The following is an 18,606-nucleotide window of genomic DNA, read 5'->3' on the forward strand; positions in this document are numbered from 1 at the left end:
ATCCTATACACTCCACGGCTTGTTTAAAGCATGTTGCAGCAGCGTCATTTGAACAATGAGTTCATCCATATTCCGTTCGATTTGCTTTACTTTCAACTGATTCGTGGCGACCTCCGTACCTGTTGCAAATCCACGTGCCTTTCTTTTGCGAGAAATGTCCAACACTTTACTAAGGTTCTGTAGATTACTTCGCATTTGTTCGTATTGTTCTTCATTTTGCTGTAAATTAAAGTACATACTTTTCAGTGTTTCTGCCAGTTGATCCTTGGTATTTTCCAGTCCACCTTGTGCTGAATCTACATCTATCTGTTTAATTTCATAGTCATCCGTTCCCGAGTTCCACGTGTAATATTTAATTTCCATTTTTGCTAGCTTGACTGCCTCCTCCTGTCTCCATACCGAAGGACTCGCTGAGATGGCACGCGACACTAGCGTATCCAGATTCGTGTTATCCATTTTCCGGTAAACGGGTCTGTCCACCAGTTCATATAAATTTCCTTGTGACTGTCCCATTTGTGTATTAAGCGAATCCTGCGCTTTTTGCAGTGCAGCTTTAGCAATGTCTACATTCTTTTGAGCCTCTATACGAGTCTGAATAATCGTACTTCGATCACCTGGAGAAATTTTTCCACGGTTGGCCTTCGCTTCAGCAGCTTTTTCCTCCAATAGCGCAAGCGAAAGTGCATCCTCACTACTCTTTACTTTGTTATCAGCCAGAAGTACGTCATAATAATTCTTCATTGCAGTGTAATCTGTCTGATCTTGGGCAAGTTCGATTTGCTTTTTGGATTCCAAATAAGAAACTGTCGATGAAGCATACCCCTTCCATGCTGAACTACTAGCCGCATCTTCTTCACCGTTGCCTTGACCTGCCGGAATGAAGTCCAGATTCTTGCCTGCATTTTTTAGCATAATCCGGTTGCGATCTATCGTCTGCTGGGCTTCCTTCAAGCTAAAACTATTGGATTGTGCCCACTGCTGGGCTTGACTCAGTGTTAATTTCACACTTGCTTTGGTAACCTGCTGCTGCGCCTCCTCTGCTTGAACAAAGGACTCTGATAAAGAACTGGCCGACAAGGCGAGCAGCAATAAAATGAACATACGTTTTTTCATAGATATCCCCACTTTAAAAATATGGTAACGACTAAGGTCGGTTCTTAAATAAGTTGTTATATGAATTATGTGTTTTCTTCTGTATCCCACTTGAGACCTTACCTTCTATTCGGTGCACATTCCAGAAAGGAGGAACACCGTCCTGCCCTTCTGCAACTTTTTACACACAACGTACCGTTCCTTATAGTATCTTTAAATCTAATTGACGAAGATACAGAGAACGTACAATAAGAAAGGAAAGAAATTGGATGGCCCAGAAGCACAGCATAATCTGAATCAGCGTAAGATGAACGGGTACTCCATATATTACAGATGGTTCTGACATCACTAAACAAAGCACCATTCCCATAGACGATACGACTAATGGCAGAAGAAACAGGAATGCAATTTGTCTGGAAGCCGATTGTCTCATTTCCCTTGAGTTTAGTCCAATTTTCGATAAAGCTCGGTATATTTCTTCATCTCGCTGAAGATCTACATATAGTCTGAAATACAGCAGGCTTACTGTACTTGCCAACATAATAATGGCGATAAATCCGCCAATAAATTCACTAATAACCAGATCCATCTCCGATGTCAAATAGTCTACGGCCCTAGAGTTAAGCACCCCTTTATTCACCCTATTGGCCAACACAGAATACAACCATACCTCTTGTTGAGTTTCAGAAGTTTCTAAGGAAAGCTGGCCATTCTTCCATTTTGGCACAAAATAATAAGTAGATTTAAATGCCAACGGATCATTGAAATACCGATGTTCAATTAAATAGTCGTAAGTTCGATCAGTAACAACAAGTAGCCTTCCTAGTTCAGAGACGATATTTCCATCAAACTTCAGGTTATGATCTATCGTCTTAGTATCCATAATCTCAAGATTCATCATATGAGATTTCCCTTGCTTGTAAGTTAGCTTTTTTTCAAAAAGGGTTTTCTTTTCTTCGAGAGGCATCTCGTTTGGATCGATAATGAAAAAACCTTGATTCTCCCGAAGCGTAGGTACCTGTTTTAGCTTCTTAAACTTGGAAGCAAGTGCTTCATAGTTGGATTGTTTCATCACTGGCGCAATCTGTTCCCGAAAAGGGAAGACTAATACTTCACCTTTTCCATAATCCACCCCAGCCGTATACAGATTTTGGTCAATCTCTTTTTCAAGCTCGTTAGAACTTACAACATCAGAAGTAAATGCAAATGAATAAGATTGCTCCCTAAGAAATCTTTTTTGCTGTTGCATGGAGTCAAAAGTTGATGCGGCTCCTACACAGGAAATGATAGAAATGAGGGTAATCAATGAAAAAAGCCCGGCATTATTCCTCATTTTATATGTGATCTCAGATAACCATAACAAACGCGATCCGCTCCAAGACCATTTCCTGTTAGCTCTAAGCAATTGAATGAATAGTACACATGATTGAGTATAAAATAAGTAAATACCCAGAGATCCCATTATAATTGTATATTTAAAGGTGTCTCCAACCGAATAGTGCAATATATAAAAGGAAAGGGTCCCTAAACGATAAGGTGCCAGATAAATGTAGGGTGAAAAATCAAGCTTCATTAAATATACAGCCGCTCCGATTAATACTACGGCAAGAATGGACAGACTCCATGAAGCTTTAGGCTCTTTGTTGAGCTGAGGAGCCTTGCTAAAAAGCTGCTGTAGTTTAAAACGTCGGATAAAGAAAACAGACACAAGTGAGATCAATATAAACAAAAACATAAATCCAATTCCTGTAAAGGCAAGTGCTTTCCAGGGAAAATAAAATCTTAAATACATTCCTATGACATTGGAACCCATAAGCAGGAAAAACTTCGCTGAAACAAATCCTCCGATCATCCCGGTCACCAATGATAAAAAGCCTATAATTAGATTTTCAAAAGCTACCAAAAAATAAATTTGCCTATGACTTGCTCCTAAAATGGTGAGTATACCAAATTCTTTCTTACGTGCAGCAACAAAGATATTATTTGTGTATAATACGAAAAAAAAGGAAAATACAAAAATCAATAGATCGGCAACCTGTAATCCCTTTTTTACATTAGCTGCTGTGATTACATTCGAGACATCCGGGTGAAAAATAAATACCGCATATACGAAAAAAATCGTAATCATCAAGGAGCTGCTTAAATAATAAGGAACGTAAGCACGCGCATTGCGTTTGAGATTATTCCATGCTAACAGACGAAAGCTCATGTGCATGTCTACTTCCCCCCAAAAAGGAGAGCATATCTATGATTTCCTGAAAAAATATTTGCTGACTATGACTACGACGGATTTCATTATATAACTCACCATCTTTAATAAAAATTACCCGGTCGCAATAGCTAGCTTCCAAGGCGCCGTGTGTTACCAGCACAATTGTAGAATAGTCTACACGGTGGACAAGGCTCAGCATTTCCATTACAACACGCGAAGACTTGGAATCGAGATTTCCGGTTGGTTCATCTGCAAGCAGGAGCGAAGGAGAATGAATCATAGCCCTGCCTATGGCTGCACGTTGTTTTTGTCCCCCCGATACCTCATAAGGCCGTTTGTCCAAAACATCTGTAATATCCAGTTTTTTCGCTACCTCTTCCAGTTTGTGCTCCATTTCCTTTAACCCTTTTTTATTCAGCATCAGAGGAAACAGTATGTTTTCTCCCAAAGTGAGGGTTTCCAGCAAATTATAATCTTGAAATACAAGGCCCAGTTCTTTGCGGCGAAATAAAGCCAGCTTATCCTTCTTGAGCAGATGTGGATTTTCTCCTTTAATGCTAACCTCGCCAGAAGTCGGCATATCAATGGTCGAAATCATATTTAATAATGTAGTCTTCCCACTACCAGACGGCCCCATAATACCAACAAACTCGCCTTGTTTGATCGTTAAATGGATATTGTTAAGAGCTCGGTAGGGAACCTTGCCATAGTATATTTTGGTAACTTGATCCATTCGTACAATCTCCATCGTTCATTCCTTTCTTTTCCTATGCTATGATCATAATCCATCCAGATAAGTGAAGCGACCGATTAACATTACAAAAACCTTAAATGTGTTGTAAGGTTTCTCATTTGCCAATGGAAAACAGGATTTGAACCGTCGTCCCTTTACCAACCGTCGATTTCAATTGAATATCATGATTCAGTCTTTTGCAGATTTCAGACACCAAATAGAGTCCCATCCCGGTTGATTCACGATACTTCCGCCCATTTTCACCTGTGTAATAAGCCTCAAATACCCGTTCTATGTCTTTTTTAGGGATACCAATCCCCTCATCCTTTACTTCCAACACAATGACATGCTCTCTTACGTCAGACATCAGCTTCAGACTGCGGGCATGACCTGAAGAGTACTTTACCGCATTGGTCACCAATTGGTTAATTATAAATCTTAGCCATTTGGCATCGGTAATCACACTCAACTGCTCGTCCACTTCATTGGAAGGATAAATTTCGTTGCGGATCAATAATCTTTTGTTATCATAAATCACATCACTAACTAGCTTTCGTAATACAACAGGCTCCACATGAAAGTCAGGTTCAAAGGATTCCAATCGTGACATATACAAAATCATGTCCAGTCCTTTTCCCATTCGATCAATCTCATCGTGAATCTGATCCGATTCGGGGTCTATTCTTCCTTTGAGAATTAAATGAATAACAGAAAGAGGAGTTTTCATCTGATGAACCCACTGATTGATAAACGTAATATGATCGCGCTGCTGATGCTCTAACTGATGAATTCGGGACTGATACAATCGATAATATTGCAAAAGCAAATGTTGTAAAGAAGCGGCTAACGGATTAAGTACCTTCATCTGAATAAGCTCATCTAAATCTTTAATGTTTGTAGTGGATAATATGCGATATAAACCAGAATACATAACGAACCGGAACAGCAAATAGACCCCCAATAGGATGGACCCAAAAAAGACGGAATATAGGGCCGTCGACCAGTTACGGTAACCATCCATCCAATAGATACTTAACACAAGAAAAAGTTGGATGATATTAAAAATGACCAGCGAAAAATGGTCGCGCCAAAAAAGCTTCACCGTTCTTCCTCCTCAGTCAAGTGAAGCCGATAGCCAGCCCCTCGAACCGTCTCTATGATATCCCCTAGTCCCAGCTCGCTCAGTTTTTTGCGGACACGTGTGACATAAACATTCAGTGTGTTCTCCCCTACATATTGGTCATCATCCCATAAAGCCTCTAAGATATGAACTCGCCCTACAACCTGCTTAGGATATGTCATCAATAGCTCCAGGAGGGCCGCTTCTTTATGACTCATCTCTACCTGCTTGTCATGGTATACAAGTTCCATAATGTCGGGATAAAGAGTCAAGCCTGACACCGTTAAGGATCGTGATGGTGGAGCAACGGCATAGGAACCATAGGCACGCCGTAAATTACTTTCTACTTTGGCCAGTAGTACTTCGGGATAAAATGGTTTCGTAATGTAATCATCTGCTCCGTTTTGCAAAGCAATGACCTGATCCATTTTATCATCACGTGCAGACACAAAAAGGATGGGGCATGTAGACTGAGTCCGTATTTGCCTGCACCAATAAAATCCATCAAAACGAGGTAGATTCACATCAAGTAGTACCAAATCAGGCTTTACCTCTTCAAAGATAGCCAGAACTTGATCAAAATTTGAAACAATAATTCCTTGATAACCATATTTCTCAAGATAGGATTGGAGCAAGGAGCTGATTTGAGGGTCATCCTCTACTATTAATATCTTCTGCATCGTGTTTTCTACCTTCTTAGTGCTTGAATTTTTAACAACTGATTTCTCTATATAATGCCTTTATTTGATCGTTCAAGCAATAACAACAATCTAACCCCCTTTGGTTGTAGATGATTAGGAGTTTTTCATGGTGGTGTATATTGAATCCCGAATTATATACATGGTGCCGAGCACCAGAGTGATTAACAGTATAATTATAATAACGATAACTGTGACTGTTATAATAGTTCTTTTATGATTTTTTAATGTTTCATGGAAACTTTGCTTTGGATCTTTCAAAGTTTGCTTCACTTCTTTCCTTGCCTAGCTGTTTACCAGCATAACAGCTTCTACATAACGAACAACAGTTTAAACTTACAAAAACCTCTATTTTACTGTAAGGTTTCTGATTAGCCACAAACCATCGTCGGATTGAATTAACGTATGTACATATCAAAAATGCCCGGCTAGAGAATCTTTTTCTGATTCTCTAGCCGGGCATTTTATTCTTTCTACCCTTTTACAGCAGAACCTACCGTCATCGCCCGCTCCACTTGTTCACTCAAGAACAGGTAGACAAGTACCATCGGTAAGGAGGCCATAGTCATAACAGCTCCCATGGCTCCCCAATCCGTACTGTAGGAACCCTGGAAGAAAAGTAAGCCTAGAGGCAATGTTTTCATATTTTCATCAGAAATTAGAATATAGGCCAAAGTGAACTCATTCCAGTTGTTCAAGAATTGAAAAATGGCTACCGTCGCAATTGCAGGCAATGCAAGTGGCATAATGATTTTCAGGAACAGTCTATAAATATTAGCTCCATCCATGCATGCCGCCTCTTCAATCTCTTTAGGAATTGCTGTTAGGAATCCATAGAAAATCATTGACGAGAAAGGAAGCCCAATTGCGATATAAGGAAGAATAAGAGCTCCGTACGTATTCGTAAGATGAAAATCGCGAACCAAAATCGCCAGCGGTATCATGATAACCTGCAGTGGCATAAACATTCCTATGATCATATAAGTCCGGACAGCTGAACGAAACCTCCATCTCATACGAGCCACTGCGAAGGCAAACATCAGAGCCAGCAAAAGGATGAACAAAGTCGAAATCGTTGATACGACCAGACTGTTCAGAAAGTAACGGGGAATATTAAATTGCGTCCACGCATTGATGTAATTTTCGTAACGAAAATGCGTTGGCAGTCCAAATGGGTTAGAGACAAAGATCTCATCGTTGTTCTTGAACGAGTAGGAAACCATCCAGAACAACGGGTAGACCGAAACAATAAAATACAACCACAGCGGTATCTGCAGAACAGCTTGTCTGAACTTGCTCAAAGCAGTTTTACTCATTTCGTTCTCCTTTTCAATACACGCCTTATCAGGCGGTTTGTCCGCGGTCGAACAGCTTATTGATAACTACAGTTGCCAGTAGTGAGATTAGTACAAGCAGCACGGATACAGCACACGCATACCCATAATTGCTTTCCATAAAAGCATAGCGGTAAATCATGAATGTCAATGTATAGTTTGTAGTACCGGGCCCTCCGTTTGTCATAATCAGCATCTGCACAAAGGCCCCTATTCCAGAGGTAATCGCAATAATGAAGCAGAATTTGTACGTTTCCCTCATCAGTGGAAGCGTGACATGCCAGTGCGCTCTCCATTTGGTGCAACCGTCAATCGTGGCGGCTTCAAAGTAGTCTTCGGGTATTGACTTAACTCCCGCATATAACAACGCAAATTGATAACCCATAAACTGCCAGGCATTAACGAAGGCAATGGCAATAATCGATGCTGTCGGGGAGCTCAGCCAATTTTGCTGGTACGGGATGTTCAAGAGATCAAACAGTCGGTTGATCAATCCGTTAGTTGGGTCATAGATTGCGATCCACAGCTGGCACACCACGGTTACCGATAGGACAACTGGGATAAAATAAGACGTTTTCAGTATTTTTCGCCCGCGTGTGCGCGGGTCAGCACAGATTAGCGCTAATAGTGTTCCCAGTCCGATCTGAAAGACCGCCAGAACAATGGCAAATATTAATCCGTTCTTAAGCGAAGTAGCAAGTAGAGGATCGGAGAACAGTTCCCGATAATTACTCAGTCCCGAAAAGGTCAGCGTACTCAGGCCATCCCAATCATAAAAGCTGCGAAGAACGGTTTGCAGAACGGGATATATCAAAATTACGCTATACAGTATCAAAGCAGGGAGGAGAAACAGCGCGAGTGCCGGTTTGTTCCCCAAATATTTATTCATGTCTTGCTTCCACCCCTTATCTTCGGAACAGCATCCCCTAGCGACTTATGCCGCCAAGGGCAGCCGAGTTCCTGAATTCTCAGTTTTCTTTATCCAATGTGCTATTCAGATTGTTCACAAAATCGTTTTCAGAAAAGTTGTCTACCATCAAATTCTGAGTATTGTCATTAATAGTGTTCTGAATTTTTGTACTACTCAGAAGTTGAGCATATTCCTGCGCATTTGGCAGCAACTCTTTGACAACTCGCTGCATCATTGCTGGAACATTGGAGGCGATTGGCTTATCCACTTTCTGCGAAACAATTGGGCTTCCAAGTTGAGTGTATCTGTATTCGGCTGACTTTGTGGCAAGGAACGCCGCTACCTTTACGGCTGTTTCCTTATTTTTGCTACTTGATGATACTGCGTAGCCCTGCGGAGAACCTGAGCCGTCAATGAAATATTTGGATTTCTCGTAGGTTGCTTCATCCTTTGCAGGCCAGTACATCCAGTCGACCTGGTCGCCCAGCTTTTCCTGTGAGCTGTAAATTTCCCATTGTCCATTCACGAACATGGCAGCTTTGCCCTGATAAAACAGGGACGAAGCCTGATCATAATTGGTGTTCGTCGCGTTTGCATCGAATAATCCGGCTGCTTGCAGTTGCTTCATCTGCTGTGCCGCTGTTACGAATGCTTCCGGCAATGCTTTTACACCCTTCTCATCAAGTGCTCCAAATCCACGCGGCTGCTCCCTTGTAACCAGCCCATTATAGAAAGCGGTCGTAATCCATTTTTCTTTGGCAAAGATTGACATAGGTACGTAACCAGCAGCTTTCAACTTTTTCGCTGCATCGGTCATCTGGTCAATCGTCTTAAGCGGTGTTTTAATTCCTACCTTCTCGAAAATTGACTTGTTGTAATAGATCATTTGGAATTCAATGCCGGTTTCGGGATAAGCATATACATGATTGTCTGGAGCTACCAAACGCGATTCAACACCCGGATTAAGATTCTTCTTGAATTCGGCCGTTGTGTCATAGTTGTCCAGCACCTCAACATTTTTCGATTTTGCGAAAGTTTGCAGGACAGCCCAATCCGCTAAATAGACATCCGGCATATTGCCCGTTGCCGCATAAGTTTTAAGCTTCTGTCCTCCGTCCTGTACGGCAGGATCCAGTTCAATTTCTACGTTTGGCATCTTCTTTTTAAGCTCTTCCACCGCATAATCGAACGGCTTTATGGTATCGTCATCAAAATGTTGTGCATACACCTTTAATTTGATCGTACCGTCCCCTGCCTCGCTCTTGGAAGAGGTCGAGTTATCTTCCCCACAAGCAATCAATCCAATCGACATAGTGAGCACTAGCAAAGCTGCACTCCAACTTTTGTAAGTTTTTTTCATTTGCTTAATCCCCCTCATGCAGTGTGTTTTATGTTTGCGCTTTCATTTGCATGACTACAGTATACTGCCGCTTCTATTCTTGATTAAGGAATAAAACGGGCATAACCAGTAAAAAACGGGACAAATAGAGCAGCGGTTCTCCGTATATAGGAAAACCGCCAGGCTTAAATCGAAGTTGTCCTGCCTCGCAGGACAGGCGCTACCTTTTTTTGAGTTGCTCATATTCAGTGGGTGTCATGCCAAAGCGTTTCTTGAAGCATTTGCCAAAATAATTGGGGTCACTGTATCCTACACTTTCAGCGATTTCTGACAGCTTCCGATTTCCTTTCAGCAAAAGCTCCTTAGCCTTCTTCATTCGGATGTGTGTAATATGATCCACTATGGAAAAGCCAGACTCCTTGCGAAATACGCGGCGCAGGTAGCTGGGATCGACGAATACTCCGCACGAAACCTGCTCAGCAGACAGCTCTGAGTCTGCATAATGTTCCTCAATATAGTTGATCGCCGCCACAAATAAATTGGAAGCCTTCGTAGGACGCATATTCTCCATCAGTTGGATCAGCTTGCGGTATAGAGCGAGCATCCAACCTTCAGCAGCCTCCCAGGAATCTAACTCTCGCAGCCGTTCGTAAGGAGAATTGTCTCCTCCATTTTCCCATAGCCGGTCATAAGGAATGCCTCGTTCACTGGCAAAGGAAAGGGCTAAAGATACGATTCCCATAAGCATCGCATCTGCGTATTCGTCTCCCCATTTATATTTACTAAGCTGACGGATTGCCTTACGGACCTCCTCTAGCGTTTCACTGTCTTTCATTCGGAGGTCAAGCACAACCGCATCGCGTAGATGGCCCAAATCAGGCATACCTGCTCTGCTATGCAACACTTCGCCGCCCTGTCCCCTTAACTCTGCACTTTCGCTCTCCTGTGGAAGCACCGGTAGCTTCGGCTTAATGCGTTCCAACATCGAGAGCATTTCTTCTGCATTGAACGGCTTCAACAAATAATCCTGTACTCCGGTTCGAACCGCCTTCTGTAGGTATTCAAATTCGTTATGTCCAGATATGAATACAATAACGATGCGTTCGAACTTGACTTTCAACCTCTTGGCTAATTCAATTCCGTCAATGAAGGGCATATTGATATCTACGAGGGCGAGATGTGGCTGATGCCGCTCGGCTTCCTGAAGTGCTTCCTGTCCGTTCCTTGCTTCGCAGCAAACCCGAAAACCATGAATTTCCCAATCTATCTTCATACGCAGAAAGTCTCGGAACAGCGGTTCATCATCGACAATCATCACTTTATACATTTTGGTGTTCACTCCCCTTTGGCAGCATCGGCAGCGACAGGTCAACAGTTGTTCCCTTCGTGAGCACACTTTGCACGGATATCCCATACTCCTCGCCAAAATACAGGCTCAGCCGCTGCTGAACGCTGTAGGTGCCGATTGATCGTATTCCTTCTTCCGGCAAATGTCTGGACATAATGGTCTGAACCTGTATTTCGTTCATCCCCACACCGTTGTCCTCCACTCGAACGACCACCTTATCGCCCTGTCTAAAGGCAAAAATGCGGATAAAACCTTTTGTTCCTTTCTTCTTAAGGCCATGGTAAATCGAATTCTCGACAAGCGGCTGAAGCGAGAGCTTCGGGATCGGTGTACCTTCAAACTCGGGAGGAATATCCACTTCATAGCGAAACACATCGGGATAACGGATTTGCAGAATCGTCAGGTAATCATCAGTAATCTGAGCTTCCTTTTCTAAAGTGATTAGTTCCCGTCCCTTGTTCAGCACCATTCGATAAAAATCTGCCAGCGCTTTTGTAGTATCTCTAGCCTCCTCATTACGATCTAACTCATTGAGTGCATAAATGGTATCCAAAGTGTTGTACAGAAAATGCGGTTTAATTTGGGCGCTTATCAGTGCAAGCTCATATTCACGCTTACGGTTCTGTTCCTGCCTTACCTCATCCAGCAGTTCCCGAACCCGTCTTACCATAAAGTTAAACGCTTCCGCAATGGTACCGATTTCATCTTCAGTACGGACTGTCGCAACAGGTTGCAAATCACCAGTTACTACTTTTCGCATGGCCTTAGTCAATTGTTCGAGAGGACTAACGACCATTCTGGACAGAAAGCTGGCACCCAGCCAGGAAAAAACAAGGCATAACACACCGATTAATAGCGACAATCTAACATTTTGCCGGACATCAGCTGTAAGCAGGCTAAGAGAAACAATATTGACCAACTTCCATTCCATACGGTTATAATCAGTGACCGTTATCAGGTTGCGCTCATACTCGAATGAACACGTTCCATGGGATGCATTAGGGGCACAACGTTGGATGGCCTCACCCAACTGCGGATTCACCGGATTCATCAGCATCTCATTGTCTTCTGCCACAGCCACGCGCATTTCGTTATCTAAAAAATAATAAGATTTAGGCGCATCTGGATCGCTGGAACGAAAGTAATCGGACAAACCTTCTTCCTTCACTAACAGAAAAAGCGTTCCATATGGTTCGCCGGTGTCTATATTAATGACCGTCTTCCCCAGCGTCAAAACGGGAGAGCTCGGATCTGGTGTTAGGAAATCCCTCTTCTCCATATCAAACCAGAGGGCCTGTCCATAACTTTCAGATTCCCTTACCCGCTTAAGCATGCTATAGATCTTGCGATCATCCCCGCTTTCGGTATAAGAGGCGAAAATCTTCCCTTCGTTATCAATGAAGACAGCGGCATCCACCTCACGAAAGATTGACAAATCAATGGATAGGCGGCTCTGCATCAAGTTTCCAAACTGAATAGGCTCCATGGCAGTATCAGGTTTGGCACCGTATGAATCATACATCCGGTTAATATTCGTGACCATAATATTGGCCGCCGTCTCCACACTCCTGAATATGTAATCGGTCCTAGACAAGATAAGCTGAGACTCATCGACCACATTGCTGGTAGTTTGGTCTATCAAAGAACGGCTGAAAAGTTGGTTGGACAATAGTCCAAGAATAAGCAGAGAAACAATAATTAGCGGAAGAAATACCGCTATAACCTTGCTTTTAAAGCGAAGTCGACCAAACCACTTACGAGCTAGTGACAGAATATTCACCTAGAACCCCTCCGTCATCAAGAGAATATCCATCATGTTAACACAAACAATCTCTACAGTAGTAGATCAAAAATAAAGTTTAAAAAATTCAACCGTCCATCTTGAAAGTACTTTAGAGATGTGTTAGGATAAAGTCGATTTTTAGTAAAATTATTAACTAAAAAGGTGTGAGCTCTTTTGGCAACCATTAAAGACATTGCCCGCGAAGCGGGTGTGTCTGCCGCAACCGTTTCAAGGGTTTTAAATAACGATCTGTCACTGTCCGTAAGCTCAGACACCAAAAACAGAATTTTTTTGGTTGCCGAGCAACTCGGGTATAAGCCTACCCGGCTGAGGCAATTAAAGCAGAATACGGAACGGGCCGGGAAAACGGTCTCCCTCCTGCTGTGGTGTTCTATTGAGGAGGAAAGAGACGATCCTTATTACGCCTCGATCCGCCGTGGAATCGAACTGCGCTGTGAAGAGCTTGGCCTGACGTTGGGCCAGACCTTGCGAGGCCGCTCGTCCATCGGCACCTTACAGAAGGCGGATGGTCTGATTGTTGTGGGCGGCGTTGATCCTGAAGAGGTATTCAAGCTTCATCCTGACAAGAACACCATTGTCCTTGTCGACCAGTACCATGAACAGTTGGAGTATGATTCTGTACGACTTCATTTCAGACAAGCTGTTGATCAGGCACTCGGACATCTACTTGAGCTTGGCCATCGACAAATCGGATTTATCGGCGGTAAGAGCGACGGTGAGCGAAGGGCGCATTATTTTGAACGATTCATGCGGGAACAAGGGTTGTACAATCCTCAATTCGTCCGTATAGGTTCCTGGAGTACCGCGGATGGTTATCTCATGATGAACGAACTCCTAGCCCAACAGGAACGACCGACAGCCTGCTTCGTCGCAAGCGATCCGCTCGCTATTGGTGCCCTCCGCGCCCTTCATGGACTTGGAGTCAAGGTACCAGAGGATATGGCTGTTGTTGGCTTCGACGACATTGAGATGGCAGCCTTCGTGCAGCCTCCGCTAACCACTATCCGTGCATATCCCGAACAGATGGGAAAGGCTGCCGTGCAACTGCTCTCTGAACGGTTTGAGGGGCGTGAACCACCTGCGTATAGCGTGATCGGGACTAAGCTTGTCATTCGAGAAAGCTCATGCAAAAAAGGCTAAAATTAGTACTTGAGAGTCTTATTGTCATTGATTAATATCCTTTCGTAAAACAATCAATATGATAACCCCTGAGGAGTGAATATCATGAACATTCATGTTAACGAAGCGCTTGGTTTGTTTCATTTGCAGTCCAAGGATTGCAGCTATATTATCCAGCTAGTAGAAGGATATCCCGCACATGTCTATTGGGGAGCTCAACTTCATCATGACCAAAGTCTCGCAAGTATATTGGAACTTAGGGAGCGTTGCTCCTTCTCTCCCACTCCCGTTTCTTCCAGTCGTATAATTTCTTTGGACACGCTTCCTCAGGAATACCCCCAGTATGGAACAAGCGACTTTCGTCAACCGGCTTACCAGGTTGCACTTGCGGACGGAACTCGAACTACTGAGCTAAAATATAGTGGTTACCGTATTGAACCGGGTAAACCCAAGCTCGAGGGACTTCCTTCCGTCTATGCCGAATCGGATGATGAAGCCACAACCCTCTATTTGATCCTTGAGGATCAATACTCGGGGCTTAAGACTACACTGCTCTATACTGTATTTGCGAACCACAGTGCCATTGCTAGATCTACTCTTTTTGAACAAAAGGGAAGCGCTACCATGAATATTGAACACGCCATGAGCGCCTCTGTCGACTTCGCCGATTCCAACTACCAAGCCCTCTACTTACCTGGAGCCTGGGTTCGGGAAAGACATATCCAACGCCGCGACCTCGGACCTGGCTCCATTCGGCTCGAGAGTAGACGGGGCTCCAGCAGTCACCAAATGAATCCCTTTCTGGCACTGCTTCGGCCTGATGTGACTGAAGATCGTGGGGATGTGTACGGTTTCAGTCTAATCTACAGCAGCAACTTCGTCGCACAGGCAGAAGTAGAGCAGTTCAGTCAGACTCGTGTAAGTATCGGAATCAATCCCTTTGACTTCTCCTGGCGGCTTGAGCCGGGTCAGTCATTCCAGACTCCTGAAGCCGTATTGGTCTTTTCCGAAGAAGGTCTTGGGGGCCTGTCACGCACCTATCACCGACTCTATCGCACACGTCTGTGCCGAGGGGCTTACCGTGACAAAGAACGTCCGATTCTCGTGAACAATTGGGAAGCCACATATTTCGACTTCGACGCCGATAAAATCGAGGCGATTGCCAAAGAAGCGGGGCCTCTTGGAATTGAGCTGTTTGTTCTTGATGACGGTTGGTTTGGTAAGCGAGACAACGACAACAGTTCGCTTGGGGACTGGTTCGAAGACCGCCACAAGTTGCCCGGCGGTCTTACTGACCTGGCCAAACGGGTTAATGAACAAGGATTACAGTTTGGTTTGTGGGTTGAGCCGGAAATGGTATCACCTGATAGTGAACTGTACCGCAACCATCCCGACTGGTGCCTGCATGCGGAAGGTCGGCGGCGGACGGAAGGCCGATCCCAACTGGTGCTCGATCTCTCCCGCAAGGAAGTATGCGACTACTTGTACGAGACGCTTAGCTCCGTATTTTCGATCGCTCCAATCACTTATGTCAAGTGGGACATGAACCGTAACATGACGGAGATTGCTTCGGCTACAGCCCCTAGCGAACGACAAAAGGAAACTGCGCACCGTTATATGCTCGGACTTTACGATCTGTTGGAACGTCTGACCTCCCAGTTCCCGGACATCTTGTTCGAAAGCTGTTCTGGAGGCGGTGGGCGATTTGATCCCGGAATGCTCTACTATATGCCGCAGACATGGACCAGTGATGATACCGATGCCATTGAAAGATTGGCTATCCAGTATGGAACAAGCATCGTGTACCCGGCCAGTACCATGGGCGCACATGTATCGAACGTGCCGAACCACCAGGTGGGACGAAACACCTCCCTCGCCATACGCGGCGACGTGGCAATGAGCGGGAATTTTGGCTACGAACTCGACCTTACTGCATTTACGAATGAAGAAAAAGAACTCGCTGCCAAACAAATTGCCCAGTATAAAGAAATCCGTTCCCTTGTACAGCAGGGAGATATGTATCGACTGCTTAGTCCGTTTGAAGGCCGAGGCGACACGGCCTGGATGTTCGTTAGCGAGGACCAATCCGAAGCGTTTGTCGCTTACTTCCGCGTACTAGCTGAACCAAATGGGCCCATCCGGCGACTAACTCTAAAAGGACTTGACCCAGATAAAAAGTATATAATCGAACACGGGGCGACAGGCAGCACTGCAGTCCATACGGGTAATACCTTAGTGGAAGATGGCGGTTCCCCCTTCCGCGTAGCATTTGATGGCGAAATTTTTGGAGGCGACCGCCTAATGAAAATTGGGCTTGTTGTCTCGGATCTCTCTGGAGACTTCACCAGCTCTACTTTCCGCCTTAAAGCTATTTCCTGCTAATTGTGAATCTGGCCAGTGACGATAAAAAAATCAAAACAAGGCAGACCGATTTTCCGGCCTGCCTTGTTTAATCACTTTGGTGCCCGTGTTGCTAACCGTGACTCTCCATGTCACTTACCAAATACGCTCGCTTAGTCTCAATTTCGTCCTCTATATCTTCCAGATATGACCAATGCCTTCTTAAGTGAACGTGTCTGTAATCACAACTCTAAACAATTCATTCAACTTTTCGGTGTCTTTAACTTCCGTCTTCTGATTTCGACATTATTCATCCTGATTTCCAATTTCTCATTCATCTAGATTTCCGCCGATGTACGATTCAGGATGGGACGCTTTGAAAGCACACGATTCGATAACTCCATCAGGCTTTTTATTTCATAAGTAGGTTGAATGCCAGACGCGTTTGTTTTCCCAGCAGGGTTGAACCAACAGGTATCCATTCCGTATTTGTTGCCTCCATGAATATCGGAGGTCAAAGAATCACCAACCATGAGAACCTTACTCTTATCTGAAATGTCTAGCTTAGTAAATGCGTAATCGAAAATACCAGCTTGTGGCTTTTGGCAACCCACTTCCTCTGAAATAATTATCTGTTCAAATACATCACGCAGCGGTGAAAGCTGAATTCTGGAGGTTTGCACCTCTTTGATTCCATTCGTAATGATCGCCAAGCGACAATCAGACAGCATATCACATAATTCAACCGCTCCGTCCATTAAAAAAGCACCTTCACCCAAATAACGTAAATATGCAGCACTAAAAGCATCTGGATTAAAGTCTAGATCATGAAAAGTAAATAATCGCTTAAACCGCTCCACACGCAGTTGCGCTGAGGTAATATGTCCTTCCTCTGCCTCTCGCCACAATACGCTGTTGATTTCATCATAACTAGCTTTATACTCCGTGGCCCCTTGTGGCAAGCCAAATTGGGTAAACGTATTATGTAGCGCATAACTCTCTGCCTTTTTAAAATCAAACAGCGTGTCATCGACATCAAATAAAATAATTTCGTATTTCATAACGACCTCCATATCATTGCTTTACGACTATTGTTCAGTTCCATGAGTCTTAGATTGTTTCTGATAGTAGTACAACGAAAAACTAACAATACATTATTACCTTTCGGTTATTATACAGAACCTAGTTAAACCGTCAAGTCACTAATAACAAAGTCATAGTATTTTGTCATCGGTGCAAAAGGTAAATAACGCTCAATAAGAATGCCCGTAAAATGAAGGTGATTCTCATTTTACGGGCTTCTGAGCATCTAAGAGATGATTTAGCAAAAATCCTAGTGATCTTCATTAATCCATTTAGCTAATGTTTGATCAAAACAATGAGGTTCTTCAAACATTGGGTTATGCCCACTATATTCAAAAATCACTTTTTTCACGTTCTCGTAGGTGTCATCGACCCTATCCCATAAAGAAACTGGCGCAACCAAAAAATCATACCTTCCCAAACCAATATATACAGGTTTATGGATATCCGCCAAGGATTGTATTAAATTCATGTTACCGAAAGCTTCTCCCCATAAATAATCAATGATAGGCATATTCGTGTATACATCCTTCCACATATAAGCCGCATCGTAAGCATAATCATAAAAGGTTTGGGCTCCCATTCGTATACACATGTGAACAAATCTTCTATCTGGGTCTCTTTTGATATCTTCCTCTAATAAAACAATGTCCTTTTCAAAACGTTCCTTTCTTTCTGGGCTGGCCGTTTCATAAAAGAATGAAGAGCTTTGCCGCTGTCTTTCTTGGCTGTTCGTAGGTGCTGAATTTAATAGCACCACTTTTTGAACATAATCCGGGTATTGTTTAGCATATTCCAAAGCCATAAAGGCATGCCCGGAATGTCCTAATATGATAAATTCATTTAGATGAAGGCATTGTCTTGCTGTTTCTATATCATTAATAACTTTATCCAAAGTATAGTCTTCTGGTTTTAAAGCTCGATTCGGTTTTGCAAACCCTCGATGATCCAGAAAAATAAACTGAAACTTTTTATATAAATGGTCTGAAAATAAACGAGGATAATATACACTACTGCCGATCACCAATATCGGCCTTCCGTTACCTCTTATAGCATACTTCAGCTCAAATCCATCACTAAAAACTGTTTGATAAGTGCTCATTTATAATCACCTTCTCTTTTTCAAATCACTCCCTTTCCTTTGTGTAATTCCCTTGTATTCTCCATAGAACGTTCCAACACTTCAACTCACCTCAGAAAGTACATTTATTTTTATGAGAAAAGTTTAACATGTTTTTTTCAAAAACAAAACGGGTTTACTTTTGTCTTACTTGTCTTGACTTATGGCATTCATACAGGATTTTTGACAAACACATCTTTTGGGAAACAAAAAAACCGCGATTATCGCGGTTTTTTATATAGAGGTCATACTTTTATCGTGCTTGGCGACGTCCTACTCTCCCAGGACCCTGCGGTCCAAGTACCATCGGCGCTGGAGGGCTTAACGGTCGTGTTCGGGATGGGTACGTGTGGA

The 18,606-nt window shown here is 43.4% G+C and carries 14 protein-coding genes and 1 rRNA gene; 2 read left to right on the forward strand and 13 right to left on the reverse strand.

Annotation, left to right across the window (positions count from 1 at the left end; translation table 11 throughout):
- Positions 1-3: 3 nt before the first annotated feature.
- The 10 genes from JOD82_RS27900 to JOD82_RS27945 form a co-directional block, all read right to left on the reverse strand.
- Positions 4-1,113, reverse strand: coding sequence for a TolC family protein (locus JOD82_RS27900; RefSeq protein ID WP_029518489.1), 1,110 nt, complete (start codon positions 1,111-1,113; stop codon positions 4-6).
- A gap of 181 nt (positions 1,114-1,294) precedes the next feature.
- Positions 1,295-3,307 (reverse strand): ABC transporter permease, encoded by a 2,013-nt coding sequence (locus tag JOD82_RS27905; protein ID WP_029518490.1) that lies wholly within the window; start codon positions 3,305-3,307, stop codon positions 1,295-1,297.
- Complete coding sequence (locus JOD82_RS27910) at positions 3,273-4,052, reverse strand: ABC transporter ATP-binding protein (RefSeq protein ID WP_029518491.1); 780 nt, start codon at positions 4,050-4,052, stop codon at positions 3,273-3,275. The genes JOD82_RS27905 and JOD82_RS27910 overlap by 35 nt, the downstream gene beginning before the upstream one ends.
- 100 nt (positions 4,053-4,152) lie before the next feature.
- Positions 4,153-5,139, reverse strand: a complete 987-nt coding sequence (locus tag JOD82_RS27915; protein ID WP_209950342.1) for a sensor histidine kinase — start codon at positions 5,137-5,139, stop codon at positions 4,153-4,155.
- Entirely contained in the window at positions 5,136-5,837 is a 702-nt protein-coding gene (locus tag JOD82_RS27920; protein ID WP_069011312.1) for a response regulator transcription factor, read from the reverse strand. The genes JOD82_RS27915 and JOD82_RS27920 overlap by 4 nt, the downstream gene beginning before the upstream one ends.
- Before the next feature lie 491 nt (positions 5,838-6,328).
- Positions 6,329-7,171, reverse strand: a complete 843-nt coding sequence (locus JOD82_RS27925; RefSeq protein ID WP_029518494.1) for a carbohydrate ABC transporter permease — start codon at positions 7,169-7,171, stop codon at positions 6,329-6,331.
- Between the two features lie 28 nt (positions 7,172-7,199).
- Positions 7,200-8,078, reverse strand: a complete 879-nt coding sequence (locus JOD82_RS27930; protein ID WP_069011311.1) for a carbohydrate ABC transporter permease — start codon at positions 8,076-8,078, stop codon at positions 7,200-7,202.
- A 79-nt stretch (positions 8,079-8,157) separates the two neighbouring features.
- Positions 8,158-9,459 carry an ABC transporter substrate-binding protein gene (locus tag JOD82_RS27935; RefSeq protein WP_069011309.1) on the reverse strand — a complete coding sequence of 434 codons (1,302 nt, stop codon included), beginning with the start codon at positions 9,457-9,459 and terminating at the stop codon, positions 8,158-8,160.
- Positions 9,460-9,658: 199 nt separating this feature from the next.
- Positions 9,659-10,765 carry a response regulator transcription factor gene (locus JOD82_RS27940; protein WP_029518497.1) on the reverse strand — a complete coding sequence of 369 codons (1,107 nt, stop codon included), beginning with the start codon at positions 10,763-10,765 and terminating at the stop codon, positions 9,659-9,661.
- Entirely contained in the window at positions 10,758-12,566 is a 1,809-nt protein-coding gene (locus JOD82_RS27945) for a cache domain-containing sensor histidine kinase (RefSeq protein ID WP_165150580.1), read from the reverse strand. The genes JOD82_RS27940 and JOD82_RS27945 overlap by 8 nt, the downstream gene beginning before the upstream one ends.
- A gap of 177 nt (positions 12,567-12,743) precedes the next feature.
- Between JOD82_RS27945 and JOD82_RS27950 the strand changes: the two genes are divergently transcribed.
- Complete coding sequence (locus tag JOD82_RS27950; RefSeq protein WP_209950343.1) at positions 12,744-13,730, forward strand: LacI family DNA-binding transcriptional regulator; 987 nt, start codon at positions 12,744-12,746, stop codon at positions 13,728-13,730.
- A gap of 84 nt (positions 13,731-13,814) precedes the next feature.
- The gene (locus tag JOD82_RS27955) at positions 13,815-16,091 is read left to right on the forward strand and encodes an alpha-galactosidase (RefSeq protein ID WP_209950344.1); all 2,277 of its coding nucleotides are present in this window, start codon (positions 13,815-13,817) and stop codon (positions 16,089-16,091) included.
- A 296-nt stretch (positions 16,092-16,387) separates the two neighbouring features.
- On the opposite strand, the gene JOD82_RS27960 is transcribed toward JOD82_RS27955, so the two are convergent.
- From JOD82_RS27960 to rrf, 3 genes are all read right to left on the reverse strand, one after another.
- Complete coding sequence (locus JOD82_RS27960) at positions 16,388-17,110, reverse strand: YjjG family noncanonical pyrimidine nucleotidase (protein ID WP_165150576.1); 723 nt, start codon at positions 17,108-17,110, stop codon at positions 16,388-16,390.
- Positions 17,111-17,382: 272 nt separating this feature from the next.
- Complete coding sequence (locus JOD82_RS27965) at positions 17,383-18,234, reverse strand: alpha/beta fold hydrolase (protein ID WP_029518502.1); 852 nt, start codon at positions 18,232-18,234, stop codon at positions 17,383-17,385.
- Between the two features lie 278 nt (positions 18,235-18,512).
- Positions 18,513-18,606: ribosomal RNA gene (gene rrf, locus JOD82_RS27970) — 5S ribosomal RNA — on the reverse strand; the annotation flags it as partial.

The organism is Paenibacillus sp. 1182, from assembly GCF_017833915.1.
Lineage (GTDB): Bacteria > Bacillota > Bacilli > Paenibacillales > Paenibacillaceae > Paenibacillus > Paenibacillus polymyxa_D.